The organism is Roseateles flavus, assembly GCF_039872765.1.
GTDB lineage: Bacteria > Pseudomonadota > Gammaproteobacteria > Burkholderiales > Burkholderiaceae_C > Roseateles_B > Roseateles_B flavus.
In genome coordinates, this window is sequence record NZ_JBDPZC010000001.1 from 1 (window position 1) to 24434 (window position 24434).

Consider the following 24434-nt stretch of genomic DNA (forward strand, 5'->3'; position numbering starts at 1 on the left):
ACGGACGCCATCCACCCGGGCCGCGCCAGCAGGCCCTCAGGCACGACGGCCGAGGATCCGGCTTTGCCGGTCCAGCCCCCGCTGCATGCGTCCGGGCCGCGCCACCCGCCAACGGACGCCATCCACCCGGGCCGCGCCAGCAGGCCCTCAGGCACGACGGCCGAGGATCCGGCTTTGCCGGTCCAGCCCCCGCTGCATGCGTCCGGGCCGCGCCACCCGCCAACGGACGCCATCCACCCGGGCCGCGCCAGCAGGCCCTCAGGCACGACGGCCGAGGATCCGGCTTTGCCGGTCCAGCCCCCGCTGCATGCGTCCGGGCCGCGCCACCCGCCAACGGACGCCATCCACCCGGGCCGCGCCAGCAGGCCCTCAGGCACGACGGCCGAGGATCCGGCTTTGCCGGTCCAGCCCCCGCTGCATGCGTCCGGGCCGCGCCACCCGCCAACGGACGCCATCTGAGCGGGCCGCGCCAGCAGGCCCTCAGGCACGACGGCCGAGGATCCGGCTTTGCCGGTCCTACGGCCGTGCCCCCTCGAGGGGGCCGGCGAAGCCGGTAGGGGGGGAGCCATTCATCCTCCGATGTAGTGCATCTCGATCCGCCGCTGCCCGCTCCCCGGCTCGGCCGCCAGCTCGGAGCGCAGCTCGGAATAGCGGTCCGCCCGCCGGTTCCACAGGGCGGCCAGGGTGGCGGCCAGGGTATCGTCGTCCAGGGCGGCATGGCCGCGCTCGCCGCGCAGCAGGGCGCGCAGGTCGTGGCCGCCGCTGGCGAAGAGGCAGGTGTAGAGCTGGCCCTCGGTGGACAGGCGCGCCCGGTTGCAGTCTCCGCAGAAGGCCTGAGTGACGCTGGAGATCAGGCCGATCTCGCCCGAGCCATCGGCATAGCCCCAGCGCTCGGCGGTCTCGCCCGGCGCACTGGCCGAGAGCGGCCGCATCTCCCAATGCTCGCGCAGCCGCGCCAGCACCTGGGCCGAGGGCAGGACCTCGTCCATGCGCCAGCCATTGCTGGCGCCCACGTCCATGTACTCGATGAAGCGCAGGACCACGCCCGTGCCCTTGAAGTGCCGGGCCAGCGGGATGATCTGGTCCTCGTTGGTGCCGCGCTTGACCACCATGTTCACCTTGATGGGCCCGAGGCCCACCGCCTGCGCGGCCTCGATGCCCGCCAGCACCTCGCCGACCGGGAAGCCGACATCGTTCATGCGCTGGAAGATGGTGTCATCCAGTGCATCCAGGCTCACCGTGACGCGCTGCAGGCCGGCGTCCTTCAGCGCCCGGGCCTTGCGGGCCAGCAGGGAGCCGTTGGTCGTCAGCGTCAGGTCCAGGGGCCGGCCCTGCGGCGTGCGCAGCGGCGCCAGCAGCTCGACCAGGCGCTCCACATGCTTGCGCAGCAGGGGCTCGCCCCCGGTCAGCCGCAGCTTCTGCACCCCCAGCTTCACGAAGACGCCGGCCAGCCGGGTGATCTCCTCGAAGCTCAGCAACTCCCCGTGCGAGAGGAAGGGGTGGTAGTGGTCGAAGACCTCCTTGGGCATGCAGTAGCTGCAGCGGAAGTTGCAGCGGTCCGTCACCGAGATGCGCAGGTCGCGCAAGGGGCGCCCGCGGGCGTCCAGCAGGGCCGTCCCTGGCTCGGGCAGGGCGATCCCGGCCGGCCGGGGCGGCACCGGGGAGCGCTGGCGCTGGTCCAGCAGGGGGATCACGCGTTCGGACATGGCGCCCATTGTGCCGCGCGCTGCCGGCGGTCGCCGCCGCAAGGGCATCGGGCTTGAGCAAGGTCAAGACCCGGTCCGGCAAGAGTCCGTGAAGCCGCCGCCGGGCGACAGTGGCGACGGTGACAAATCACGGAATGCCCGGGCTTGGCCCGGCCCGTCAGCTTTGCGTGGGCCAGGGCCCGATCATGGGGCCATGAGCGCGCATGACCCGTCATCGTCCCGCCGCCAGTGCCTCCAGGCCCTGCTGGCAGCGGGCACACTGGCGGCGCCGGCCTGGGCCGCGACCTCACCCCTGGGCCTGGACCAGCTGCAGGGCTACGCGAACCCGCTGCCGCCCTTGAGCTTCGAGGAGGGCGGACGGGTCCAGGGCCTCTTCGCCGATCTTTTCCGGGAGATGGCCGCCCAGCTGGGCCTGCCGGCCTCGGTCGAGATCCAGCCCTTCTTGCGCCTGCAGCAGTCGGCCATGCTGGGGCCGGGCATGGTGGCCTTCCCCCTGGTGCGCCTGCCCGAGCGCGAGGAGATGTACCTGTGGATCGGCCCCGTGCTGCGGCGCCGGGTGATGCTCTACCGCCTGGCCCAGCGCAGCGAGCTGGAGTTCCAGGGCTGGTCCCGCCTGGGCAAGGCCCAGGTGGTGGTCAACAAGGGCACGGCCACGCACCGCAAGCTGCTGGAGGACTTCCATGTGCCGCCGGCCCAGTTGCAGGTGTCGGCCAATTACACGACGGCCCTGCGCATGCTGGTGGCCGGGCGCGCCGAGTACCTGGCCATGAATGAGCTGGCCGCGGCCTGGGCCGCCCGCCAGCTGGGCCTGCCCAGCGACCTCCTGCGGCCCGTCCAGGAGCTGGACGGCGAGGGCGCCTACTGGTTCGGCGTGGTGCCCGCCGCCCGGGCGCTGGCCCAGCAGCTGCAGGAGGCCCTGGAGCAGCTGCGCCGTCAGGGGCGGGTGGACGCGCTGCGGCGGCAGTACGGCGTCTGAGGCGCGGCGGGCTCAGGGCGTCCGGCGGGCGTCCGCCAGCGCGCGGTCCAGGGCCTGGGCCAGCCAGTCCATGAACACCCGCACCCGCCGGGGCGTGTGCCGGCGCGCGCTGCGCAGCAGGGTGATGGGCAGGGGCGGCGCCTCGCAGCCGGGCAGCAGGCGTTCCAGCCGGCCCTGGGCCAGGGCCTCGCGCACGCCGGTGAAGGGCAGCTGCACGATGCCGGCGCCGGCCAGGGCCGCGGCCTCGAAGGCATCGGTGTTGTTCACGGACACCCGCCAGGGCAGCGGCAGGCGCCGCGGCGCGCCGGCCGCGTCCAGCCATTCGAAGACGGCCTCGCGCTCGGCAAACGTCTGGCTGTAGTGCACCAGCACATGCCCCTGCTGCTGCAGCTCCTCGGGCGAGCGCGGCCGGCCGTGGCGGTCCAGGTAGGCCGGGCTGGCCACATTGACCATGGGCAGCTGGCCCAGCGGCCGCGCCACCAGGCTGGTGTCGTGCACGGGACCGACGCGCAGCACGGCGTCCACCCCTTCCTCGATCAGGTCGACCCGGCGGTCCGTGCAGCTGAGCTCCAGCTGCAGGCCGGGGTGGGCGTCCAGGAAGGCGGGCAGGGCGGGGAAGACCGCCTGCAGGGCCAGGCGCACCGGCAGGTCCACGCGCAGGCGGCCGCCGAGCTCGCCCTCCTGCTGGAAGAGCGTGCCGATGTCAGCCGCCTCGTCCAGCAGGGCGCGGGCGCGCTCCAGCAGCAGGCTGCCGTCCGGCGTGAGGCTGACCCGGCGCGTGGTGCGCTGCAGCAGCCGCGTGCCCAGGCGTGCCTCCAGCTCGCCGACCACCTGGCTCACCCGCGCCTTGGGCAGGCCCAGACCTTCCGCGGCGCGGCTGAAATGCGCCAGCTCGGCCACACGCACGAAGACGCGCAGCGAGGCCAGGTCCAAATCCCCTTCTTTGTTCATGATTATCAGAACAGTCCGTTCAATTGGCTCGACTTTATGTGCAATCAAGCGATCAATAAAGTGAACGCATCCCTCAACCGATGCAGGACGCTGTCATGAACCAACCCTCCCACCCCACCCCGATCACCCTGATCACCGGCGGCAGCCGCGGCCTGGGCGCCGCCATGGCCCTGGCGCTGGCCCGCAGCGGGCACGACGTGCTGATCACCTACCGCGACGCGGCCGAGGCGGCGCAGGGGGTGGTCGCCCGGATCGAGGCCCTGGGGCGCCGCGCCGCGGCCCTGCCGCTGGAGATGGCCCAGGTCGACGGCTTTCCGGCCTTTGTGCAGGCGCTGCAATCGCAGCTGGCCGCCTGGGGTCGCGAGCAGCTGGACGGCCTGGTCAACAACGCCGGCGCCGGCCTGCACGCCAGCGTGGCGGAGACCACGCCGGCCCAGCTGGAGCAGATGTGGCGCCTGCACCTGCAGGGTCCCTTCTTCCTGACCCAGGCCCTGCTGCCCCTGCTGGCCGACGGCGCCCGGCTGCTCAACATCTCCAGTGGCCTGACCCGTTTCACCGTGCCCGGCTATGCGGGCTATGCCGCCATGAAGGGCGCGGTGGAGGTGATGAGCCGCTACCAGGCCCGGGAGCTGGCGGCGCGGGGGATCCGGGTCAACACCCTGGCGCCGGGGGCCATCGCCACCGACTTCGGCGGCGGTGCGGTGCGCGACAACGCCCAGCTCAATGCCTTCCTGGCCTCCGTCACCGCCCTGGGTCGGGTGGGCGAGGCCGAGGACATCGGCGGCGCCGTGGCGGCCCTGATGCAGCCCGGCGCGGCCTGGATCACCGGCCAGCGCATCGAGGCCTCGGGCGGCATGTTCCTCTGAGCGGGCTCAGCGGGGCGGGGCGCCTGCGGTCTGGGGCTCCGGCACGCCGTCCTTCATCCAGTAGCCGCTGGCCAGCAGGCGTTCGCGCACCTGGGCCCGGCCCCGGTGCAGGCGGCTCTTCACCGCCTCCAGGCTCAGGCCCAGCTCGGCGGCCACCTCCGGGCCGCTGAGCTCGTGCACATCGCGCAGCAGCAGCACCTCGCGGTAGGGCGGGCTCAGGGCCTGCAGGGCGCGGACCAGGTCCTGGCGCAGGTCCAGGGGCAGGGCGGGCGCCTCGGGATGGTCCTGGGCGGCCAGTTCGTCCAGGGGCACATGGCGGGGCTGGCCGCGCAGCAGGCGCCAGCACTCGCGCTCGACGATGCGGAACAGCCAGGTCGTGAAGGTCGCCACCGTGCGCAGGGTGCCGATGCGGCGGTGCAGCTGCCACAGGGCCAGCTGCACGGCGTCCTCGGCGTCCTCGCTGCTGGCGCAGCTGCGCCGGGCGAAGCGGCGCAGGTCCGGCTGACAGCGGCGCAGCAGCTCGTGCAGGGCCTGGGTGTCGCCCGCGCGGGCGGCCTCGACCAGGGGGGTGTGGGCAGGGTTCATGGCTGACGGTCCAGGGGGCGGCGGCCCATCATCGCGCAGGCCGGGCAGAAGCCGAGCAGGGCGGTGAGCGCCAGGCCCAGGCCGGAGCCGCCCAGCAGCCAGGCCCAGGCCGGTTCCAGGCCGCCCAGGACCGCGGCCAGGACCATCAGGGTGGCGCCCGCCAGACGTGCGATGCGTTCGGCCGCGGGCACATTGCGTTTCAGGTAGAACATGGACAGCCTCCTCGGGCTGGAAGTGGATCACCCAGCACAGGAGGCGCGGCCGGCGCGAAAGGATTCAGCCACCGGCAAAAAAAGTGACGGGAACGCGCCGGGCGTGGCAGCAGGGCCGTCGCGGCCCCCGGCAGGCCCTCAGCGGGCCAGCGGCAGGAACTCCATGGTCCAGTTCTCCTCCCAGGTCTGGCCGCCGTCGGGCGAGAAGGCCTGGCTCCAGCGCGGCGGCTGGCCGGGCTCGGCCAGCCAGATGAAGCGCACGCGGATAGGGCGGCCGTCCAGCTGGTCCTCGGCCAGAAACTCGCCGCGGTGCCCCTGGAAGCGGCCCACCACGGGCGTGTCCAGCTGGCCGGGCAGGCGGCCGTCCAGCCACCAGATCGACCATTGCCGGCGGGCCGCGTCATAGGAGCGCAGCGCCACGGCCCGCACCTCGCCCTCGGGCAGCTGGAGCAGGTTGTCCTCCAGGTTGCCGAAGCCGCCCAGCACCGGGCGCGTGGACGACAGCCCCTCGAAGCTCACCCAGTCCTGGCAGCCCTGCAGCCGCTTCAGCAGGCGGCGGTGGCGCACGCGCCAGTGGCCGTGGATGAAGTCGAAGTCATGCGGGGCGTCGTCGCGCAGCGGGAGTGTCATGGTCCGTCCTGGAGACAGGGGTGGTCAGGGCGCAGAGCGTACGGCCTGCCACTGCCACGGCTTGTCAGCAGACCGCGGCGGCGCGGCGCGGCCGGCACAATGCGCGGCATGGACATCGACCTGCGCCCGGCGCTGCCGGAAGACATCGCCGCCTGCGTGGACCTGCGCGGCCGCACCCGCGAGAACGCCATCCCGCCCGAGCGCCTGGCCGCGCTGGGCATCACCGTGGCGTCCTGGTCCGGCCAGGTGAGCCGGGGCGAGCTGATCGGCCATGTGGCCTGGGCGGGCGAGGTGATGGCCGGCTATGCCTTCGGTGACGTCGGCAGCGGCGAGGTCGTGGTGCTGGCCCTGCTGCCGGCCTTCGAGGGCCGGGGCCTGGGCCGGCGGCTGTTGCTGCGCCTCGTGGCGGATCTGCGGGCTCGCGGCCACCGCCGGCTCTTCCTGGGTTGCGGCAGCGACCCGGCGCTGCGCTCGCATGGCTTTTACCGCCGCCTGGGCTGGCGGCCCACCGGCCGCACGGACCGCTTCGGTGACGAGGAGCTGGAGTTGCTGCCGGACGCCACCGCCCCCTGAGCGTCCCCTGAGCGCCCCGCCCGCCTGCTCAGTGCGCGGGGGCGGCGTTCATGCGCTGGAGCCGCTGCTCGCTCCGGGCCAGGGTGGGCACGCCCATGGCTTCGCGTTCGGCGTCGGTCCTGGCCTCGCGGTCAAAGGGCTCCTGCGTCCAGCGCTCCTGCCCCTTGGGCTTGCGGTACTGGGTGCCCCACACCTGGGGCTTGTCCAGGGCGTGCAGGTACCTGTCCTCGGCGGCGGCGCTGAGCCAGCGGGCGCTGTGCTGCAGCGGGTCGAGCGTCCAGGCCTGCCGCGCCCACTGCATGGCCCGGGCATAGTCCTCCGGCGTGCGGCCGTGCTGCATCACCAGGGCGGCGTGGTAGTAGTCGTCGGCGGCCTTGAGCTGCCCCTGCGCGGCCAGGGCCAGCACCCGGGCGCGGCGCTCGTCGTCGCGCGGCCCCACCACGGCCCAGTCGATGCTGGGGGCGCGCCGGTCCGCCTGGTCGGCATCGTGCAGGGCCTTGAGCTCGGCATTGATGGTCTTCAGATAGGCCTGCTCGGCCTAAGCCAGGCGCTGCAGCAGGGCGGGCCAGCGCGGGTCGGGGCGCAGGGGCAGGTAGTCTTCGTCGTCGGCGACCTGGCGGTAGTCGTGCAGCCCCTTGGCCAGGGCTTTCTCGAGGAAGGAGAAGGCTTGCTCCACCTGGCCTTCGCGGGCCGCGCAGAAAGCCATCTCGTTCTCTGCGGTCGCCGACGGTGTGCCCTGCGTGTAGCGCCGGCGGACCTGCTGGCACTGCTCGTCCTGCGCCCATGCGTGCTGCAACGGGGCCAGCAGTCCCAGGCCCAGGCATGCCAGCGCTGTCCGACTCATCATGTGTGCCTCCTCGTCGTGTCGATGGCCGCGCAGCATAGCGCCGCTACTGCGCGTCCATCATCCCGGAGTTCCCTGTCCGGATCCGGTGCGCCGTGGCGGCTCCAGGCCGCGCCCCTGCAGCACGGGCAGGGTGCGCAGCCGCTCGGCGGCGAACTGCACGAACTGGCGCACCTTGGCCGTGGCCAGCCGCCCCGCCGGATAGACCAGGTGCACCGGCACGGGCGGCGGCTCGCAGTCGCGCATCAGCACGCGCAGGCGGCCGTCGCGGACCTCGTCCGTGACCTGGTAGGCCAGGGCGCGGGTGATGCCCTGGCCGGCCACCGCCGCCGCCACCTTGGTGCCGTTGGCATTCACGATCAGGCGCTCCGCGGGCGGCCGCATGCTCTTGTGCCCGGGGAACTGCCAGTCGACCCGCCCCTGGCCCTCGATGCTGAACCCGATGATGCGATGCCGGGCCAGGTCGGCCGGCGTGCGGGGGCGGCCGGCCCGGGCCAGGTAGGCCGGTGCCGCCACCATCGCCACGCGCAGGCTGCCCACCGGCACGGCGGTGAGCCCGGAGTCCGGCAACTGGCCGATGCGCAGGGCCACGTCAAAGCCCTCGTCGATCAGGTGGACCAGGCGATTGCTGAAGAAGGCGCGGGCCTCCAGCTGCGGGTGCTGGTCCAGGAACTCGAACAGCAGAGGCGCGATATGGCGCTGACCGAAGAGCTCGGGCGCCGTCACCGCGAGCCGCCCCTGGACCAGCTGGCGCTGGCCCGTCACGGCGGCCTCGGCGGCGTCCAGCTCGGCCAGCACGCGCCGCGCATCGCCGAGGTACTGCTCGCCGGTCTCGGTCAGCTGCAGGCTGCGCGTCGTGCGGACCAGCAGCGGCGCGCCCAGGCGGCGCTCCAGCAGGGCGATGGCCCGGGTGACGGTGGGCGCCGAGACCTCCTGCTGGCGGGCCGCGGCGGCCAGGCTGCCGGCCTCCGCCACGGCGACAAAGGTCCGGATGCACTGCAGGTGATCCATGGCAATCCTTTCAGAATCTGCAATTCTGAAATGTAGACGCAGGCTATTCATCAAGTTCCAGGCAATGGATAGGCTGAGGCCCATTCATCACTCCGGGAGCGCCCGCCATGTCTTCGCCGTCCACCGCCGCCACGAACTCCACGCCCGCCCGCCTGCATGGCTTTGCCCTGTCCGGCCATGTGCACCGGGTGCGTCTGCTGCTGTCCCTGCTGGGCCTGCCCTGGGAGGAACGAGAGCTGGACCTGCGCCAGGGTGAGCAGCGCCGGCCCGAATTCCTGGCGCTCAATCCCCTGGGCCAGGTGCCGGTGCTGGAGATCGACGGCCAGGTGCTGTCGGACAGCAATGCCATCCTGGTCTACCTGGCGTTGCGCCACGATCCCCGCCGCCAGTGGCTGCCGGAGTCCCCGGTGCAGCAGGCCGCCGTGCAGCGCTGGCTGAGCCTGGCCGCCGGCCCGCTGGCCCACGGGCCGGCAGCGGCTCGCGCGGCCGCGCTGTTCGGCCGTCCGCCGGTGCCCCAGGCCCCGGCCCTGGCCGAACGCCTGTTCGGTGCCATGGAGCAGCAGCTGGCCCGTCAACCCTGGCTGGCCGCGCCGCACCCGACGCTGGCCGACCTGGCGCTGTACGCCTACACGGCCCGCGCGCCGGAAGGCGGACTGTCGCTGGCGCCGTATGGGCACATCCGCCGCTGGCTGGCCGCGGTCGAGGCCTTGCCGGGATTCGTGCCCATGCCCGTCGCGCCAGGCCTGGAGGCGTTGTCATGAGTGCACGCTTCCACGCGGGTGAGCAGCAGATGCACGAACGACTGGGCCTGCGCGAGGCCCTGTCCGAGCTGGGCGGGCGGATGATCCGGGACGCCATGCCTGACCAGCATCGCGACTTCTTTGCGCAGCTGCCGACGATGTGGCTGGGCACCCTCGACGCTCAGGGCCAGCCCTGGGCCACCCTGCTCAGCGGCGCGCCGGGCTTCGCCCGCAGCCCGGACGCGCATCAGCTGCGGCTGGATGCTCGCCCGACGGCCGAGGATCCGGCCGCCCAGGGCCTGCACCCCGGCGCAGCCGTGGCGCTGCTGGGACTGGAGCCGCACACCCGCCGCCGCAACCGCATGAATGGCACGGTCCAGGCGCTGGACGCGGCCGGCTTCTCGGTTCGCGTGGGTCAGAGTTTCGGCAACTGCCCCAAGTACATCCAGGGCCGGCGGGCCGAGCACGTCCGGCGCGAGCCGGGGCCGGTCCAGACCCTGGGCCCTTCGCTCGGTGCCGAGGCGCTGGCCCTGGTGCAGGAGGCCGACACGCTCTTCATCGCCAGCAGCAGCAGCGCCCGGCCGGCGGGCACCGGCCCTCAGGGAGCGGGCGTCGACATCTCGCACCGCGGGGGCCGCCCCGGCTTTGTGCGCGTGCGGCGGGAGGCCGGGGGCGACCAGCTCATCGTGCCGGACTATGCCGGCAACCGCTTCTTCAACACCCTGGGCAATCTGCTGGCCTGGCCGCGCGCGGGCCTGCTCTTCGTCGACTGGCAGCACGGCCATCTGCTGCAGCTGGCGGCGCAGGCCGAGATCCAGCATGAAGGCCCGGAGCTGGCGGACTTTCCGGGAGCCCAGCGCCTGCTGAAGCTGCGGCTGCTGCAGGGGCGCTGGCGCCCCGCGGCCCTGCCCCTGCGCTGGAGTGCGCCGGACCTGGCGCCGCAGTTCCTGCCGGCATGACGCGGCAGGCGGCTCAGCGGCCGCGGGCGGCGTCCATCCACGCGTTGGTGCGGGCGTAGTCCAGGGCGCGGGCCCAGCCGTCGAACTCGCCCTGCTCATGCAGGCGGGACATGTCCGTCAGCAGGGCGCCGTAGCAGGACTTGAACAGCGAGGCGCCCGCGCTGAGGCGGCGCACGCCGGCCGCGCGCAGGGCGTCGGCGCCAGCCAGGCCGGGCCAGCTCATCAGGTTCAGCGGCAGCGGTGTCGACGCGGCCAGGCGGTGGGCCACGTCCAGATCGGCCAGCCCGGGCAGGAAGAGGCCGTCGGCGCCGGCGGCCGCATAGCGTGCCATGCGCGTGCGGGCCTCGTCTTCCAGCGCCTCGGGGGGCAGCGAGCGCTGCAGGTAGGTGTCGATGCGGGCATTGATGAACAGGCCCGGGCGCGGCAGGGCCTCGCGCAGCGCGCGCAGCTTGGCCTCCATCAGTGCGGGGGGCTGCGAGCCGTCTTCCAGATTGATGCCGACGACGCCCCGGGCGAGCAGCTCGCGCACCAGGGCGAGCACGGCGCCCGGCTCGTCGCTGTAGCCGTTCTCGATGTCCACCGTCAGAGGCAGGGGGTTGACGCGCTGGATGCGGGCGACGGCGTCCAGCAGCTCCTGGCGGGGCAGCAGGTCGCCATCGGCATGGCCCAGGGACCACGCCAGCGCGGCGCTGCTGGTGGCCAGGGCGCGGGCGCCGGCCTGCCGGGCGAGCACGGCGCTGCCGGCGTCCCAGACATTGGCCAGGATCAGCAGCTGGCCGGGGGCGTGGAGGGCATGGAAGTCTTGAATTGGCGTGCTCATGACAGTGCAGGCAGTGGATGGAATGCCTGCACTCTAGACGCCAGGACCGCTCGGGGCTGGACGGAATCGGACCTGTGCCTCACGGTTCGCGCGCACAGCGGACGTGGCGGGCCGGGCGGCCAGCGCACGCCGCTCAGGCCGCTCAGGCCGGCTTCACTTCGCCTTCTTCTGCTGCTGCGCTGGCGCTTGCGCTGGCTGCTGTGACGGCTGCTGCGATTGCAGGCGCTCGGTCTCGGCCTTGATCATGTCCTCCAGCTCGCCCAGGTGGGCCTGCACGCGCCGCTGGCCCATCTGCATGCCCTGCCCCATGAGCGCGGGCAGGCGCTCGATGGCCTTGCGGCCCACGGGGGTCTGGTAGAACTCGCGCAGAGTGGCCAGCTCCTCGCCGGTGAACTCCTTGGCATAGATGTCGACCAGCTCGTCCTTGAGCCCCTCATAGCTCATGTACTTGGCCATGAACTTCAGCATCACCTCCCGGTAGGGCACGAGCTTGGGCTGGCGCTGGATCTGGGCGTCCAGCGAGGTCTCGATGGATTCCTGCAGCACGCGCTGCAGGTTCAGGGTGTCGAGCAGGCGGGCGGCCTCGACGGGCGCCGTGTCGGCGGCAAAGCCCAGGCTGCTGAAACCCAGGGTGGCGATGGCGAGGGTGGTCTTGAAAAGGTGCTTCATGGGTGTTCCCGGTTCTTGATCACTGGCGGCCCGGTCCGCGAGGAGGCCAGGGGGCAGGCAGGACGCACTTGTACCCCGGATTCGGGTCCGGCCTCAGCCTGGGCTCAGATCACGCCGCGCCGGACCTTGTCGCCCAGCACGGTGATGCCGCGCTGGCCATTGGCCAGGGGGGCGGTCACCAGGCCCAGGTCCTGCAGGCGCTGCTGGAGGTGCTCCGGCACGACGCGACCGCCGGGCTGCTGGGGCATGTACCAGAGGTGGTCGCGTTCCTCGGGGGTCAGCTGGATGGGGGGGACTGCTTGGCTCATGGGCGGCATTGTGCCGTGGGCGGCGAGCCGGCGCGCCTTCAGCGGCTGGCGGCCGGTGCGGGACCCAGATATTGCGGGCGGGGCTCCGTCGGGTGCGCGTCATGCCAGCGCGTCAGCCAGGCTCGGGGTTCCAGCCCGCTGGCCTTCATGAGGTCCAGGCCCTGCTGCCATTCGCTGGTGCTCAGGCGGCGGAACTCCCAGTTGCGCAGCCTGGGCAGGCTCGGGCAGAGCGCTTTCGCCGGGATCGACCCCAGGGCCTCCAACTCCTGCGCCTCGTGCTCTCGATGGGCGCGGCTCACGGCCGCGTGCAGCAGGTGGCGCGATATCCACTGCTCATTGCCGCGATCCAGGATCTGGCCAATGGCCACCGCCAGCCACCGCTTGTAGGCGTCCTCTTGCTGCCAGAGGCGATCCGCAATGTGCAGACAGTGCTGCCGCGTGGCGGGCAGAGCGTCGGCATCGCGGCAGGCCAGGGCCAGGCTCAGCAGGTCGGGACCTCCTGCGGCGTTGAACTCATGCAGCAGCATGGCTTCGGCGTGGTACGCCAAGCCGGGCTCGTGCTCGACCGGCAGGGTGAGCAGCATCGTCACGATCTCGCCATCATGCGACTCCCCGTGCGTGGCCTGAGCGGCGATCTGGGCGATCAGTTCGGCCTGGCGCTGGCGGCTCATCGCCAATGTGTCCAGCTGGGCCACCCAGGCCAGGATGTTGTCCGGCTCCAGTCGGGACCACTGCGTCGCCTCGATGTTCGTGCATTCGTCCGGCGCGCAAGGGCGCCGCAGGGCCAATGCCGTGAGCAGTGGATCGGTCGAACGCCGGGCGAGGTCCTGCAGCCGGGCGCGGCTGCCGGCATCCTCCCTGGGCAGGGCGAAGAAGGCCTCGTCCAGGAAGTCCGCCAGGGCTACCGAGCGCAGGTCGCCCCGCTTCCTCAGCTGCCGCACCCAGCGTGCACGCGCCTCGCGCTGCGCCGCGCGGAGGACCCTCATGCCGTCCGTCTGCTCCAGCTGCTCGCGGCTGCTCTCTGGGTGTTGCTGCTCGTCCTTTTCGGACTCCGCGGCCCCGTAGCCGCACCAGTCCGCGCGCATGCGCAGGGCGCGGGGAGAGAGGCTGGCGGTGCCGTTGGCAGAGGCTGCGGAGGCGGCCTGAGCGACGCTCACGCGGGCGGCCTTCGGGGTCATCGGGGCAGAGCCCGGCTCCGCCGGCGAGGTCAGCGGGGCCGGCCATGATGCCGCCGGCCCTGCGACGCGCGGCAAGGCACTCGCCTCGCGCCCGCCCAATTGCCACCATCCGGCCAAAGCCAGGCCCAGCAGGGCGCCAGCGGCGATCCAGAGTCTCACTCTCATGCTCCCTCCTCGGCCGAGGAGTGTAGAACCTCCATTAGCAGGCGGCCGGCGCAGCGGAGGAGGGCCGGCGCGGTGACCCGGCGGCAGGGCTGTGCGCATAGCGAAGCGCGCCGGCCTGCTCAGACCTGGCGGAATGTGGGTGCGCACTCCATGGATTGCTGCTGGTGCGCCTGGAGGCGGGCATACCGTCACAGGGGCGCAGGCGGGACACTGTCAGAACTGACAGGTGTCGATCCACCGCTGCCTGGCATTAGCCTCCGCGGCGGCTGCGGGCGGCCTCATGCGCCGTCCGCTGACCCCCACGGCGCGAGCCCTGCGACAGGGCCGCGTCATCGAACGGCAAGACCCATCCACTACGAGGGAGAGAACCCATGAAAGCGATCCAAGCGATCGGATGCACCCTGGCCATCCTGCTGTCCGCCAGCAGCGCCCAGGCCCGCAGCGGCAACACCTACCAGTCCTCCTTGAGCGGCAGCAGCTATGCGGCCTCCGCCACCTGGCAGGGCAGCAGCACGCCTCTGGCCGGCGGCGATCTGGCGCAGTCGGCGCAGATGAACAATCTGATCAACACGGCGCAGGGCTACTACCTGGGCATCCAGTGGGCCCTGAACGATGCGGTGCGGGCCGCGGCGGCGCAGTCCAGTGACGTCACGGTGCAGATGAAGTACCCCTCCGGCGTGCTGCGGGGCACCTTGAACGCCTCGCTGTCGGGCCTGCAGGGCGGGAACCTCCGCTTCAGGATGGACGGTCTGCGCTATGACGTCGTGCTCCAGGCCAACGGGCGTTCGGGGCCGGTGAGCTTCGAGTGCACGGTCTCCCTGAGCATCGGATCCATTGCCGCCACCCTGGACTACAACCCCTTCACCGGCGCCGTCAGCGGCGCCAACGTCACGTTCGAGCCCAGCCAGAGCACGGCCTGTGACAACTCCCTGGGTTGGGTGCCCTGGCTGGGGGACTACATCAACGGCAAGCTCGCCGGCGCGGCCGGGCAGATCGCGCTGGCCACGGGCACGTTCTCCGGCAGGATCCTCGACGTCGCTCCGCAGCAGGCCCTGTTCGGCTTCGTCAATGCCATCCAGCCCAACACCTACCTCTACGGTGGCATCGACGTGGGCATGTACCTGAAGAACAACATCCAGACCCTGTACGTGAACAAGCAGGTGCGGGTCACGGTGGCCGAGCCCGCCTCGTTCTACGTTCCCACGCAGAACCACCTGCCCAGCCCGGGCTCCCGCACCGGCAAGGCCGTGGGCATCGAGTTCCTGGACAACGGGGTCTCCCAGGTGGGCTTCCAGGTCAACCTGACGCGCGCCTTCAACTGGGTGCTGATCTCCGGGGACGAGTAAGCCCCGGCGCGGGCCGCCGCCGCTTCACTCCAGCGCGGCCCGCCGTCTCTGCACCGCCTCCCGCACGATGGGCAGCAGGGCCTCGGTGTCGGCATGCCCCGCCTCCAGGGCGCCGAGGAATTCGCGGCGCATGCGCGGCTCCCAGAATTTCTGCAGGTGCAGGGCGATGCCCTCCAGGGCTTCGGCATGGTCGGGCATGGCCTGGAAGAAGGTGCCGATCTGGTTGGCCATGCGGACGAGTTTGGCGATGTCCATGGTGTGTCGCGATGCGTGTTCAGTGAGGCGCGGCGCTGGCGCCCTGGGAGCCCAGGTCCAGGCGTTCGGGGTGGCAGTAGACCACCAGATCCTGGCCGCGCGCGAAGCCGACCAGGGTCATGCCGGCCTGCGTGGCGGTGGCCACGGCGAAGCTGGTGGGAGCGGAGACCGCCGCCAGCAGCGGCACGCCGGCCATGGCGGTCTTCTGCACCATCTCGAAGCTGGCGCGGCTGGTCACGGCGATGAAGCCTTCGCTGGCCTCCACGCCCATGCGGGCCAGGGCGCCGATGAGCTTGTCCAGCGCGTTGTGCCGGCCCACGTCCTCGCGCAGCCAGCGCAGCTCGCCGTCGGCCGAGCACCAGGCCGCGGCATGCACGGCGCCGGTGGCCTGCTGCAGGGTCTGCTGCTCGCAGAACTGGCTCATCGCGTGAGCGATGGCCTCCCGACGCAAGACCTGACCCCCTGTGGCCGGCAGCGCGGGCAGGTCGCGCGCCACATGGGCCAGGCTCTCGGTGCCGCACAGGCCGCAGCCGGTGCGGCCGGCCAGGGTGCGGCGCCGTTCCTTCAGCCGGGCGAAGGCGCCGCTGGCGATCTCCAGCTTCAGCGTGATGCCCTGCGGGCCGGGCTGCTCCTCCACGCCGTAGAGCTCGTCCGGGCCCTGCAGGATGCCCTCGCTGAGCGAGAAGCCCAGCGCGAAGTCCTCCAGGTCCAGGGGCGTGGCCAGCATTACCGCATGGCTGACGCCGTTGTACTCCAGCGCCACGGGGACCTCATCGGCCACCCAGTCCAGCAGCTCCGCGCTGTGGCCGCCGCGCACGCGGCGCACCGGCAGCGCGCGGGCGCCCTCGCAGAAGTCCAGCGAGGGGGTGGCGGTGGCGCGCGGGCGTTTCATCGGGGCCTCATTTGCCGCCATGCACGGCCTCCGCGGGCTGCTGCGCGGCGTGCAGCAGCTCCTGCTGCAGGGCATCGAAGCGGTTGAACTCCTTCTGCCACGGCGAGAGGGCTTGAGCCTGCATCACCTTCATCACCTGCACGGCGGTCACCTTGTACTCGGGGCAGTTGGTGGCCCAGTCGGAGTTGTCGGTCGTGATGACGTTGGCGCCGGACTCGGGGAAATGGAAGGTGGTGTAGACCACGCCCGGCTGCACCCGCTCGGTCAACGTGGCGCGCAGCACGGTCTCGCCGGCGCGGCTGTGGATGCCCACCCAGTCGCCCTCGGCGATGCCGCGCTCCTCGGCGTCATGCGGGTGGATCTCCAGCACGTCCTCGCTGTGCCACTGGCTGTTCTCGGTGCGGCGCGTCTGGGCGCCCACGTTGTACTGGCTCAGGATGCGGCCGGTGGTCAGAAGCAGGGGGAACTTGCGGGTGACCTTCTCGTCCGTCGGCACGTACTGGGTGATGATGAAGCGACCCTGGCCGCGCACGAACTTGCCCACGTGCATGATGGCCGTGCCGGCTTCGTCCGTGCTGTCGTTGCAGGGCCATTGCACGCTGCCCAGGCGCTCGATCTTCTCGTAGCTGACGCCGGCGAAGGTCGGGGTCAGCGCGGCGATCTCCTGCATGATCTCCTCGGGATTGCGGTAGTGCATCGGATAGCCCAGGGCCTCGGCCAGCTTGACCGTCACCTCCCAGTCGGCATAGCCGCCCAGCGGGGGCATGACCTTGCGCACGCGGCTGATGCGGCGCTCGGCGTTGGTGAAGGTGCCATCCTTCTCCAGGAAGCTGGAGCCCGGCAGGAAGACGTGCGCGTACTTGGCGGTCTCGTTGAGGAAGATGTCCTGCACCACCACGCATTCCATGGCCATCATCGCGGCGGCCACGTGCTGGGTGTTGGGGTCGGACTGCACGATGTCCTCGCCCTCGCAGTACAGGCCCTTGAAGCTGCCGGAGAGGGCCGCGTCGAGCATGTTGGGAATGCGCAGGCCCGGCTCGGGGTTCAGCGTCACGCCCCAGGCGGCCTCGAACTGGCCGCGCACGGTGCTGTCGCTGATGTGGCGGTAGCCGGGCAGCTCGTGCGGGAAGCTGCCCATGTCGCAGCTGCCCTGCACATTGTTCTGGCCGCGCAGCGGGTTCACGCCCACGCCCTCGCGGCCCACGTTGCCGGTGGCCATGGCGAGGTTGGCGATGCCCATCACCATGGTCGAGCCCTGGCTGTGCTCGGTGACGCCCAGGCCGTAGTAGATGGCCGCATTGCCGCCGGTGGCATAGAGCCGCGCCGCGGCGCGCACCTCGGCCGCCGGCACGCCGCTGGCGGCCTCCAGCGCCTCGGGCGAGTTCTCGGGGCGCGAGACAAACTCGCTCCACTGCGCGTAGCTCTTGGGGTCGCAGCGCTCGGCCACATAGGCCTCGTTGACCAGACCCTCGGTGACGACGACATGCGCCATCGCGCTGATCACCGCCACATTGGTGCCGGGCTTGAGCTGCAGGTGGTGGGCCGCCTGGATGTGCGGGCTCTTGACGAGGTCGATGCGGCGCGGGTCCACCACGATCAGCTTCGCGCCCTCGCGCAGCCGCTTCTTCAGCCGCGAGCCGAAGACCGGGTGGGCCTCGCTCGGGTTGGCACCGATGACCATCACCACATCGGCCTTCTCGACGGACTTGAAGGTCTGCGTGCCTGCCGAGGTGCCCAGCGTCTGGCCCAGGCCGTAGCCGGTGGGCGAGTGGCAGACGCGGGCGCAGGTGTCGACGTTGTTGTTGCCGAAGGCCGCGCGCACCAGCTTTTGCACGAGGTAGGTCTCCTCGTTGGTGCAGCGGGACGAGGTGATGCCGCCGATGGAATCACGGCCATGCTTGGCCTGGATGCGGCGGAACTCGCTGGCCGCGTGGTTCAGCGCCACCTCCCAGCTGACCTCCTGCCAGGGGTCCTGGATGCTGGCGCGGATCATGGGCTTGGTGATGCGGTCCGGGTGCGTGGCATAGCCCCAGGCGAAACGGCCCTTGATGCAGCTGTGGCCCTCGTTGGCCTTGCCGTCCTTCCAGGGCACCATGTTGACGACCTGGCTGCCCTTCATTTCCGCCTTGAAGGCGCAGCCCACGCCGCAGTAGGCGCAGGTGGTGATGACGCTGTGCTCGGGCTGGCCGATCTGGATGACGGTCTTCTCCTGCAGCGTGGCCGTGGGGCAGGCCTGCACGCAGGCGCCGCAGGACACGCAGTCCGACTCCATGAAGGGCTGGTCCTGGCCCGGCGAGACGCGGGACTCGAAGCCGCGGCCCGAGATCGTCAGCGCGAAGGTGCCCTGCGTCTCCTCGCAGGCGCGCACGCAGCGGTTGCAGACGATGCACTTGCTGGAGTCGAAGGTGAAGTAGGGGTTGGACTCGTCCTTGGGCAGGTCGCAGTGGTGCGCGCCGGCCTTCTCACCGACACCGTAGCGCACCTCGCGCAGGCCCACGACGCCGGCCTGCGTCTGCAGCTCGCAGTTGCCGTTGGCGCTGCAGGTGAGGCAGTCCAGCGGGTGGTCGGAGATGTAGAGCTCCATCACGCCCTTGCGCAGCTGCTGCAGCTTCGGGCTTTGCGTCTTCACCTTCATGCCGGCCTCGACCGGCGTGGTGCAGGAGGCCGGAAAGCCCTTGCGCCCATCGATCTCCACGAGGCACAGGCGGCAGGAGCCGAAGGGCTCCAGGCTGTCGGTCGCGCAGAGCTTGGGCACCATCACGCCCGCCTCGGCGGCCGCGCGCATCAGCGAGGTGCCGGCGGGCACGGTGACGGGCTGGCCGTCGATTTCCAGCGTGACTTCGCGCTCGGATTCGCGGCGGGGCGTGCCGTAGTCGATCTCGGTGGTGTTCATGGTCATGCCTCCTGCGCGGCCGCCTGCGTGCGGGTCAGGCCGAAGTCTTGCGGGTAATGGTTGAGGGCGGACAGCACCGGGTAGGGCGTCATGCCGCCCATGGCGCACAGCGAGCCGTGCAGCATGGTGTCGCAGAGGTCGCGCAGCAGCACGACCTGCTGCTCGCGGTTCTGGTCGGCGCGCAGACGGTCGATCACCTCGACGCCCCGCGTCGAGCCGATGCGGCAGGGCGTGCACTTGCCGCAGGACTCGATCGCGCAGAACTCCATGGCGTAGCGCGCCAGCTGTGAGAGGTCCGCTGTGTCGTCATGCACGACGATGCCGCCGTGGCCCAGCACCGCGCCCATCGCGGCATAGGCCTCGTAGTCCAGCGGCACGTCCCATTGCGACTCGGGCACGTAGGCGCCCAGCGGGCCGCCCACCTGCACGGCCTTGATGGGCCGGCCCGTGGCCGTGCCGCCGCCGAAGCCGTAGAGCAGCTCGCGCAGCGTCAGGCCGAAGGCCTTCTCGACGAGGCCGCCGTGCTTGATGTTGCCGGCCAGCTGGAAGGGCAGGGTGCCGTGCGAGCGGCCCACGCCGTGGTCGCGGTAGAACTGTGCGCCGCGCGCCAGGATCAGCGGCGCGGCAGCGAAGGTCAGCACATTGTTGATGACCGTGGGCTGGCCGAAGAGGCCTTGCACCGCCGGCAGCGGCGGCTTGGCGCGCACCACGCCGCGCTTGCCTTCGAGGCTTTCCAGCAGGGCCGTTTCCTCGCCGCAGACATAGGAGCCGGCGCCCTTGCGCACCTCCAGGTGGAAGGCGCGGCCGGAGCCCAGCAGGTTCGCGCCGAGGAAGCCGGCGGCCATGGCGCGCTCGATGGCCTCGTTCAGCACGGCGATCGAGTGCGGGTACTCCGAGCGGACGTAGACGTAGCCCCGGTCCGCGCCCACCGCCAGGCCGGCGATGGCCATGCCCTCGATCAGCATGTAGGGGTCGCCCTCCATCACCATGCGGTCGGCGAAGGTGCCGGAGTCGCCCTCGTCCGCGTTGCAGACGATGTACTTCTGCTCGGCCTCGGTCTGCAGCACCGTGCGCCATTTGATGCCGGCCGGGAAAGCCGCCCCCCCGCGGCCGCGCAGGCCCGAATGGGTGATCTCGGCGACGATGCCGGCGCCGTCGAGCGCCAGCGCCTTTCGCAGGCCGGCCCAGCCCTCGTGGGCCTCGTAGTCGGCCAGGGACAGCGGGTCCGTCACGCCGATGCGTCGGAAGCTCAGGCGCTCCTGCAGCGCGAGGTAGGGGATCTGCTCGGTGAGGCCGTGGCACAGCGGGTGCGCGCCGCCGCTCAGCAGGCCGGCGTCGAGCAGGGCGGGGACATCGGCCGCCTCGACCGGCCCGTAGGCCACGCGGCCTTGCGGGGCCTCGACCTCGACCAGCGTCTCCAGCCACAGCAGGCCGCGCGAGCCGTTGCGGATCAGCTCGATGCTCAAGCCGCGGCACTGGCATTCGGCAATCAGTGCAGCGGCGACCTCATCGGCGCCCACGGCGAGCGCGGCGGAGTCCCGGGGGACGAAGACCTTCACGGCGGACATCAGAGGCCCTCCTTCTCAAGCAGGGCGTCCAGCTTCGCTGCGCTCATGCGCGCATGCAGGCGCTCGTTGAGCATCAGGGCCGGCGAGGACGCGCACAGGCCCAGGCAGTAGACGGGTTCCAGCGTCACGGCGCCATCGGCCCGCGTGCTGTGCGAGGTGCAGCCCAGGCGCGCTTCGGCATGGGCCAGCAGGGCCTCGGCCCCGCGCGACTGGCAGGCCTCGGCGCGGCAGACCTGCAGCACCGCGCGGCCCGGCGGCTGCTGGCGGAAGAAGTGGTAGTAGCTGATCACGCCATGGACCTCGGCGCGCGAGAGGTTCAGGTGCTCGGCGATGGCGGGCACGGCCTCGGGCGGCACATGGCCCAGGCTGTCCTGCAGCGCATGCAGCAGGGGCAGCAGGGCGCCGGGGGCCGGGGGGTGGGCCGCCAGCACGGCGGCGAGGGAGTCGTTGGTCTGTTGGTCCATGGCGGAACTCGGGAAGGGAGCTGCTCGTGCAGCCTTGCTGCGCATTGTCCCCGTTGGGAGCGACCCTGGCCACGGCCGGCCCCACGGGTCGGAGGGCGGCCGGGCCGGGATCAGGCGAAGAACTTCATGACGCTCAGCACCGTCTTGTAGACGCCCCAGGCCAGGGGAACGCCCACGGCGGCCCAGGCCAGGGCCACCCACAGCGGCGAGGTGCCGCGGAAGGTCATGGTGCCCGGACCCAGCTCGGCCGCGGCGGCACGCTCGTGCGCCAGGCGTTTTTCCTCGGCCAGCTCGGCGTCGCTCATGAAGTGCTTGTCGGCCACCGGGCGCACCAGCAGGTTGCAGACGAGGCCGATCACCAGCATGCCCACCAGGATGAACATGGTCTGGTTGTAGACCTGCTCGCGCGGGATGCCCAGCCCCAGCTGGTAGTCGCGCATGTAGTTCACCACCACCGGGCCCAGGATGCCGGCCGTGGCCCAGGCCGTCAGCAGCCGGCCGTGGATGGCGCCCACCATCTGGGTGCCGAAGAGGTCGGCCAGGTAGGCCGGCACCGTGGCGAAGCCGCCGCCGTACATCGACAGGATCACGCAGAAGGCCGCCACGAAGAGCAGCTTGGAGCCCGCCGCGGCGCTGCCCGGCACGCTGGCGTAGAGCAGGCCGCCCAGCACGAAGAACACCACGTAGGTGAGCTTGCGGCCGAGCTTGTCGGAGAGGCTGGCCCAGAAGAAGCGGCCGCCGATGTTGAAGAGCGAGAGCAGCGCCGTGAAGCCCGCGGCCACGCCGGCGATGGCGGCGAGCTGGGCCTTGTCCAGCTCGCCGAACTTCTGCGGAATGCCGATCAGCGCGCCGCCGAAGACCTCCTGCAGCATGGGGCTGGCCATGCCGATCACGCCGATGCCGGCGGAGACGTTCATGCACAGCACCATCCACACCAGCCAGAACTGCGGAATGCCCCAGACCTTCTTCACGTGCACATGGCGCTGGGTGATCATCGCGTTGCTCGTCTGTGCGGCCGGCGGGGTCCAGCCCTCGGGCTTCCAGCCGGAGGCCGGCACGCGGTAGGACAGCGCGCCGCCCATCATGAAGACGAAATAGACCGCGGCCATCACGACGAAGGTCGAGGCCACGCCCACGTCCGTCGGGGTGGCGAAGGCCTTCATCAGCTCGGCGGCCAGGGGCGAGCCGATCATGGCGCCGCCGCCGAAGCCCATGATGGCCATGCCCGTGGCCATGCCGCGGCGGTCGGGGAACCACTTGATCAGGGTCGAGACCGGCGAGATGTAGCCCAGGCCCAGCCCGATGCCGCCGATCACGCCCGAGCCCAGCAGCATCAGCCAGAACTGGTGCAGGTGCACCCCGAGGGCGGAGATCAGCATGCCGCCGCACCAGCAGACGGCGCTCACCACGCCGGCCTTGCGCGGGCCGGCGCGCTCCAGCCAGCCGCCCCAGATGGCGGCCGAGCTGCCCAGCAGCACGAAGAAGAGGGTGTACATCCAGCCCAGGGTCGAGACCTTCCAGTCGCAGCTGGTGACGAAGAGCTCCTGCCAGAAGCCGATCTCAGGCCCGCACTTGATCGCCTCCTTGATGCCCAGCGCCTTGGAGAGCGGCAGCCAGAACACCGAGAAGCCGTAGGCCATGCCGATGCACAGGTGGATGGCCAGGGCCGCAGGCGGCACCAGCCAGCGGTTGAAGCCCGGCGGGGCGATGATGCGTTCCTTGTCGAGGAAGCCGGGTGAGGCATCGCCCAGCGGGCGGGCGCCTCCGGTGAGGACCGTGGACATGCGTGTCTCCTGCGTGTTGTGCGCACTCGTGCGGTGCGGGGCCGAGTGTTGCCACGCCGGGGAGCAGCGTCCAATTCTTTTACGTGATGAGACGATCAGTGTGCGAAATCAGGGTGGCCCCGCCACCCCCCCGAGCATCCGTCCGCCACATCGCTTGCGCGCAAGGGGATCGGGTGCGGCCGATCCCGGGCGCCCTCAGTCCCTCAGCTCGCCGGCATGCCGGGCGGCCTGCGCCAGCCACTCGGGCTCCTGGGCCAGCTGCAGGGCGGCCTCCAGCGCCCGCGAGGGGCGGCTGGCGCTGTGCAGCATGAAGGCGATGGGGATGCGCACCTCGGGGTGGCTCAGCGGTCGAGCCTCCAGCCCGCCGTGCTCCAGGACCGTGCCCAGCAGGGCGCCGGGCAGCACGCTGCAAACACCGCCCGCCAGCACCGCTGTCACCAGGGTGACGGTGGAGTTGGACTCGATGGCCGGCCGCACCTCGGCCTGCGCCTCGGCGAAGGCGCGGTCGATGATGCGGCGGTTGTGCATTTCCGGGCTCAGCAGGCACAGGGGCAGGCGGGCCGCCTCGGCCCAGGGCAGGGGCGGGCCCATCTGCAGGCCGCCGGTGGACGGCAGCTCGGCACGGCGCACGAGGAAGTAGGCCTCGGTGTACTGCGGCAGCAGGCGCAGGGGCACGCGGGTCTCGGCCATGCGCTCGGTGTAGCCCAGGCCCAGGTCCAGGGCGAGCTGGTCCAGGCCGGTCTCCAGCTCGATGGAGCTCATCGAGCGCAGCGTGGGCAGCAGGCCGGGATGGCGGCGCTGCAGCAGGGCCACGAAGCGTGCGGCGATGGGCATGGCCGTGGGCACGGCGCCCACCAGCAGGTGGCCCTGGGGCGCGTCGGCGCGGCTCTTGAGGTCCTGGTCCAGCAGCTCCTGCTCGCGCAGCATGCGCCGGGCGCTGTGCAGCACGCGCTCGCCCTCGGCACTGAAGCCCTCGAAGCTGCGCCCGCGCTTGACGATGGCGCAGCCGTAGTGCTCCTCCAGGGCGCGCAGCGCATTGGACAGCGCGGGCTGCGTGACATGGCAGGCCAGCGCGGCGCGGCCGAAATGCTTGTGATCGTCCAGGGCGACGAGGTAGCGCAGGGCGACGAAGAGGTTCATGAGAAGGGGTTGGCGGGGTCGGCCCAGAGCTCGGGTCGCTGCAGCGGGGTCTCGGAGGAGAGCAGGGGATTGTCCAGCCTCAGCACCAGGCGTCGCGGGACCTCCAGGCGCTGCAGCAGCGAGCGGAAATGCTGGGTGAAGAGAGCCTGGAAGCTGCGTTCGGCAATGGCCTTCTCAAGGCCCAGGCGCAGGTCCTCGGCCAGCTGCGCAAAGCGCGGGCTGACGAAGAAGTAGTTGGCCGTGGGGTAGCGCAGCATCAGGCGTGGCGCGATGGCGAGGTCCAGGGTGCGGCCGTAGCGCAGCAGCTCGTCCTCGATCTCCATCACGGAGCGCGGGAAGTAGTCGATGCGGCTGCGGGCCAGCATCTGGAAGAGCTTCTCGTACATGCTGGCCGTGCCGACCGGCAGACCGTTGTGGCGCAGGATCTCCGTGTCCGGCCAGTCGTGCATCTGGCCGGCCTGCAGCTTGCGAAGCGCGTCCAGGCTGCGGATGCGGGTGAAGCGTTCCAGGTCGGCCGCGCGCACCAGCAGCAGGCGCCAGCCCAGGATGCCGCGGTCCAGGGGAATGCGGACCGCCAGCAGCGACTTCTCGCGCTCGCGGCTGGTCATGCTCCACAGCAGGTTGATGTCGCCTCGCCCGAACTCCAGCTCGCGCAGGCCCCGGCCCTGGGTCATGGCCGTGCCGCTGGCATGGACCTCGTAGGCATTGGGGCCCTGGGACAGGGCCAGGCGCAGCACGTCCAGCATGTAGTTCAGCTGGGGGTCATGGAAGGCTTCGTGCTCGGGGTACACCACCCGGGTCACGGGCTGGGCCCGGACCACGCCCGGCGCCAGCAGGCTCAGCAGCAGGCCGCGGCGGGACAGCAGGGGGGGCGGGTAGGGCATGCGGTTCACGCAGGG

General features: G+C 71.5%; 26 protein-coding genes. 6 read left to right on the plus strand and 20 right to left on the minus strand.

All coding sequences use genetic code 11. The features are described from left to right. Positions 1-569 precede the first annotated feature (569 nt). Positions 570-1706: a GTP 3',8-cyclase MoaA gene (gene moaA, locus ABDJ40_RS00005; RefSeq protein ID WP_347604373.1), complete on the minus strand. Its 1137-nt coding sequence runs from the start codon at positions 1704-1706 to the stop codon at positions 570-572. 193 nt (positions 1707-1899) lie between these two features. Between moaA and ABDJ40_RS00010 the strand changes: the two genes are divergently transcribed. Further along, complete coding sequence (locus tag ABDJ40_RS00010; protein ID WP_347604376.1) at positions 1900-2682, plus strand: substrate-binding periplasmic protein; 783 nt, start codon at positions 1900-1902, stop codon at positions 2680-2682. Positions 2683-2694: 12 nt separating this feature from the next. On the opposite strand, the gene ABDJ40_RS00015 is transcribed toward ABDJ40_RS00010, so the two are convergent. Then, the gene (locus ABDJ40_RS00015; RefSeq protein ID WP_347604379.1) at positions 2695-3633 is read right to left on the minus strand and encodes a LysR family transcriptional regulator; all 939 of its coding nucleotides are present in this window, start codon (positions 3631-3633) and stop codon (positions 2695-2697) included. 95 nt (positions 3634-3728) lie between these two features. Between ABDJ40_RS00015 and ABDJ40_RS00020 the strand changes: the two genes are divergently transcribed. Beyond that, positions 3729-4499 (plus strand): SDR family NAD(P)-dependent oxidoreductase, encoded by a 771-nt coding sequence (locus tag ABDJ40_RS00020; RefSeq protein ID WP_347604382.1) that lies wholly within the window; start codon positions 3729-3731, stop codon positions 4497-4499. Between the two features lie 6 nt (positions 4500-4505). Here the strand turns inward: ABDJ40_RS00020 and ABDJ40_RS00025 are convergent, their stop codons facing one another. From ABDJ40_RS00025 to ABDJ40_RS00035, 3 genes are all read right to left on the minus strand, one after another. Continuing rightward, on the minus strand, positions 4506-5084 hold the full coding sequence (locus ABDJ40_RS00025) for an RNA polymerase sigma factor (protein ID WP_347604385.1): 579 nt from the start codon (positions 5082-5084) through the stop codon (positions 4506-4508). Next, entirely contained in the window at positions 5081-5296 is a 216-nt protein-coding gene (locus tag ABDJ40_RS00030; protein ID WP_347604388.1) for a YgaP-like transmembrane domain, read from the minus strand. Before ABDJ40_RS00030 ends, ABDJ40_RS00025 begins: the two co-directional genes overlap by 4 nt. Positions 5297-5434: 138 nt before the next feature. Beyond that, positions 5435-5926: a DUF1579 domain-containing protein gene (locus ABDJ40_RS00035; RefSeq protein ID WP_269632434.1), complete on the minus strand. Its 492-nt coding sequence runs from the start codon at positions 5924-5926 to the stop codon at positions 5435-5437. Positions 5927-6034: 108 nt separating this feature from the next. Between ABDJ40_RS00035 and ABDJ40_RS00040 the strand changes: the two genes are divergently transcribed. Further along, positions 6035-6499 (plus strand): GNAT family N-acetyltransferase, encoded by a 465-nt coding sequence (locus tag ABDJ40_RS00040; protein WP_347604393.1) that lies wholly within the window; start codon positions 6035-6037, stop codon positions 6497-6499. 28 nt (positions 6500-6527) lie between these two features. Here ABDJ40_RS00040 and ABDJ40_RS00045 read toward each other — a convergent pair whose 3' ends face one another. The 3 genes from ABDJ40_RS00045 to ABDJ40_RS00055 form a co-directional block, all read right to left on the minus strand. Next, positions 6528-6941, minus strand: a complete 414-nt coding sequence (locus ABDJ40_RS00045) for a hypothetical protein (RefSeq protein WP_347604396.1) — start codon at positions 6939-6941, stop codon at positions 6528-6530. Positions 6942-7037: 96 nt separating this feature from the next. Then, positions 7038-7346: a TPR end-of-group domain-containing protein gene (locus ABDJ40_RS00050; protein WP_347604399.1), complete on the minus strand. Its 309-nt coding sequence runs from the start codon at positions 7344-7346 to the stop codon at positions 7038-7040. Between the two features lie 57 nt (positions 7347-7403). Then, positions 7404-8354 carry a LysR substrate-binding domain-containing protein gene (locus tag ABDJ40_RS00055; protein ID WP_347604402.1) on the minus strand — a complete coding sequence of 317 codons (951 nt, stop codon included), beginning with the start codon at positions 8352-8354 and terminating at the stop codon, positions 7404-7406. Between the two features lie 107 nt (positions 8355-8461). Between ABDJ40_RS00055 and ABDJ40_RS00060 the strand changes: the two genes are divergently transcribed. Together ABDJ40_RS00060 and ABDJ40_RS00065 are read left to right on the plus strand one after the other, a co-directional pair. Beyond that, complete coding sequence (locus tag ABDJ40_RS00060; RefSeq protein ID WP_347604405.1) at positions 8462-9115, plus strand: glutathione S-transferase family protein; 654 nt, start codon at positions 8462-8464, stop codon at positions 9113-9115. Further along, positions 9112-10053: a pyridoxamine 5'-phosphate oxidase family protein gene (locus ABDJ40_RS00065; RefSeq protein ID WP_347604408.1), complete on the plus strand. Its 942-nt coding sequence runs from the start codon at positions 9112-9114 to the stop codon at positions 10051-10053. The genes ABDJ40_RS00060 and ABDJ40_RS00065 overlap by 4 nt, the downstream gene beginning before the upstream one ends. Positions 10054-10066: 13 nt before the next feature. Here ABDJ40_RS00065 and ABDJ40_RS00070 read toward each other — a convergent pair whose 3' ends face one another. The 4 genes from ABDJ40_RS00070 to ABDJ40_RS00085 form a co-directional block, all read right to left on the minus strand. After that, entirely contained in the window at positions 10067-10873 is an 807-nt protein-coding gene (locus ABDJ40_RS00070; RefSeq protein WP_347604411.1) for an isocitrate lyase/PEP mutase family protein, read from the minus strand. A gap of 153 nt (positions 10874-11026) precedes the next feature. Continuing rightward, positions 11027-11542 (minus strand): DUF2059 domain-containing protein, encoded by a 516-nt coding sequence (locus ABDJ40_RS00075; protein WP_347604414.1) that lies wholly within the window; start codon positions 11540-11542, stop codon positions 11027-11029. Between the two features lie 104 nt (positions 11543-11646). Further along, on the minus strand, positions 11647-11850 hold the full coding sequence (locus ABDJ40_RS00080) for a hypothetical protein (RefSeq protein WP_347604417.1): 204 nt from the start codon (positions 11848-11850) through the stop codon (positions 11647-11649). Between the two features lie 38 nt (positions 11851-11888). After that, on the minus strand, positions 11889-13193 hold the full coding sequence (locus ABDJ40_RS00085; protein ID WP_347604420.1) for a hypothetical protein: 1305 nt from the start codon (positions 13191-13193) through the stop codon (positions 11889-11891). 371 nt (positions 13194-13564) lie between these two features. Here ABDJ40_RS00085 and ABDJ40_RS00090 point away from each other — a divergent pair, with 371 nt between their 5' ends. Further along, positions 13565-14539: a hypothetical protein gene (locus ABDJ40_RS00090; protein ID WP_347604423.1), complete on the plus strand. Its 975-nt coding sequence runs from the start codon at positions 13565-13567 to the stop codon at positions 14537-14539. A gap of 24 nt (positions 14540-14563) precedes the next feature. Here the strand turns inward: ABDJ40_RS00090 and ABDJ40_RS00095 are convergent, their stop codons facing one another. The 8 genes from ABDJ40_RS00095 to ABDJ40_RS00130 form a co-directional block, all read right to left on the minus strand. Continuing rightward, positions 14564-14794 (minus strand): formate dehydrogenase subunit delta, encoded by a 231-nt coding sequence (locus ABDJ40_RS00095; RefSeq protein WP_347604426.1) that lies wholly within the window; start codon positions 14792-14794, stop codon positions 14564-14566. 19 nt (positions 14795-14813) lie between these two features. Beyond that, positions 14814-15686, minus strand: coding sequence for a formate dehydrogenase accessory sulfurtransferase FdhD (fdhD, locus tag ABDJ40_RS00100; protein ID WP_430765577.1), 873 nt, complete (start codon positions 15684-15686; stop codon positions 14814-14816). Between the two features lie 7 nt (positions 15687-15693). Next, entirely contained in the window at positions 15694-18585 is a 2892-nt protein-coding gene (gene fdhF / locus ABDJ40_RS00105) for a formate dehydrogenase subunit alpha (RefSeq protein ID WP_347604432.1), read from the minus strand. Continuing rightward, positions 18582-20147 (minus strand): formate dehydrogenase beta subunit, encoded by a 1566-nt coding sequence (locus ABDJ40_RS00110; protein ID WP_347604435.1) that lies wholly within the window; start codon positions 20145-20147, stop codon positions 18582-18584. The genes fdhF and ABDJ40_RS00110 overlap by 4 nt, the downstream gene beginning before the upstream one ends. Continuing rightward, a complete protein-coding gene (locus ABDJ40_RS00115; RefSeq protein ID WP_347604438.1) occupies positions 20147-20611 on the minus strand; it encodes a formate dehydrogenase subunit gamma in 465 nt (154 codons plus the stop codon). The genes ABDJ40_RS00110 and ABDJ40_RS00115 overlap by 1 nt, the downstream gene beginning before the upstream one ends. 110 nt (positions 20612-20721) lie before the next feature. Beyond that, positions 20722-22395, minus strand: a complete 1674-nt coding sequence (locus ABDJ40_RS00120) for an OFA family MFS transporter (protein WP_347604441.1) — start codon at positions 22393-22395, stop codon at positions 20722-20724. Positions 22396-22590: 195 nt separating this feature from the next. Next, positions 22591-23535, minus strand: a complete 945-nt coding sequence (locus ABDJ40_RS00125) for a LysR family transcriptional regulator (RefSeq protein WP_269632416.1) — start codon at positions 23533-23535, stop codon at positions 22591-22593. Further along, entirely contained in the window at positions 23532-24419 is an 888-nt protein-coding gene (locus ABDJ40_RS00130; protein WP_347604445.1) for a hypothetical protein, read from the minus strand. Before ABDJ40_RS00130 ends, ABDJ40_RS00125 begins: the two co-directional genes overlap by 4 nt. Between the last annotated feature and the right edge of the window lie 15 nt (positions 24420-24434).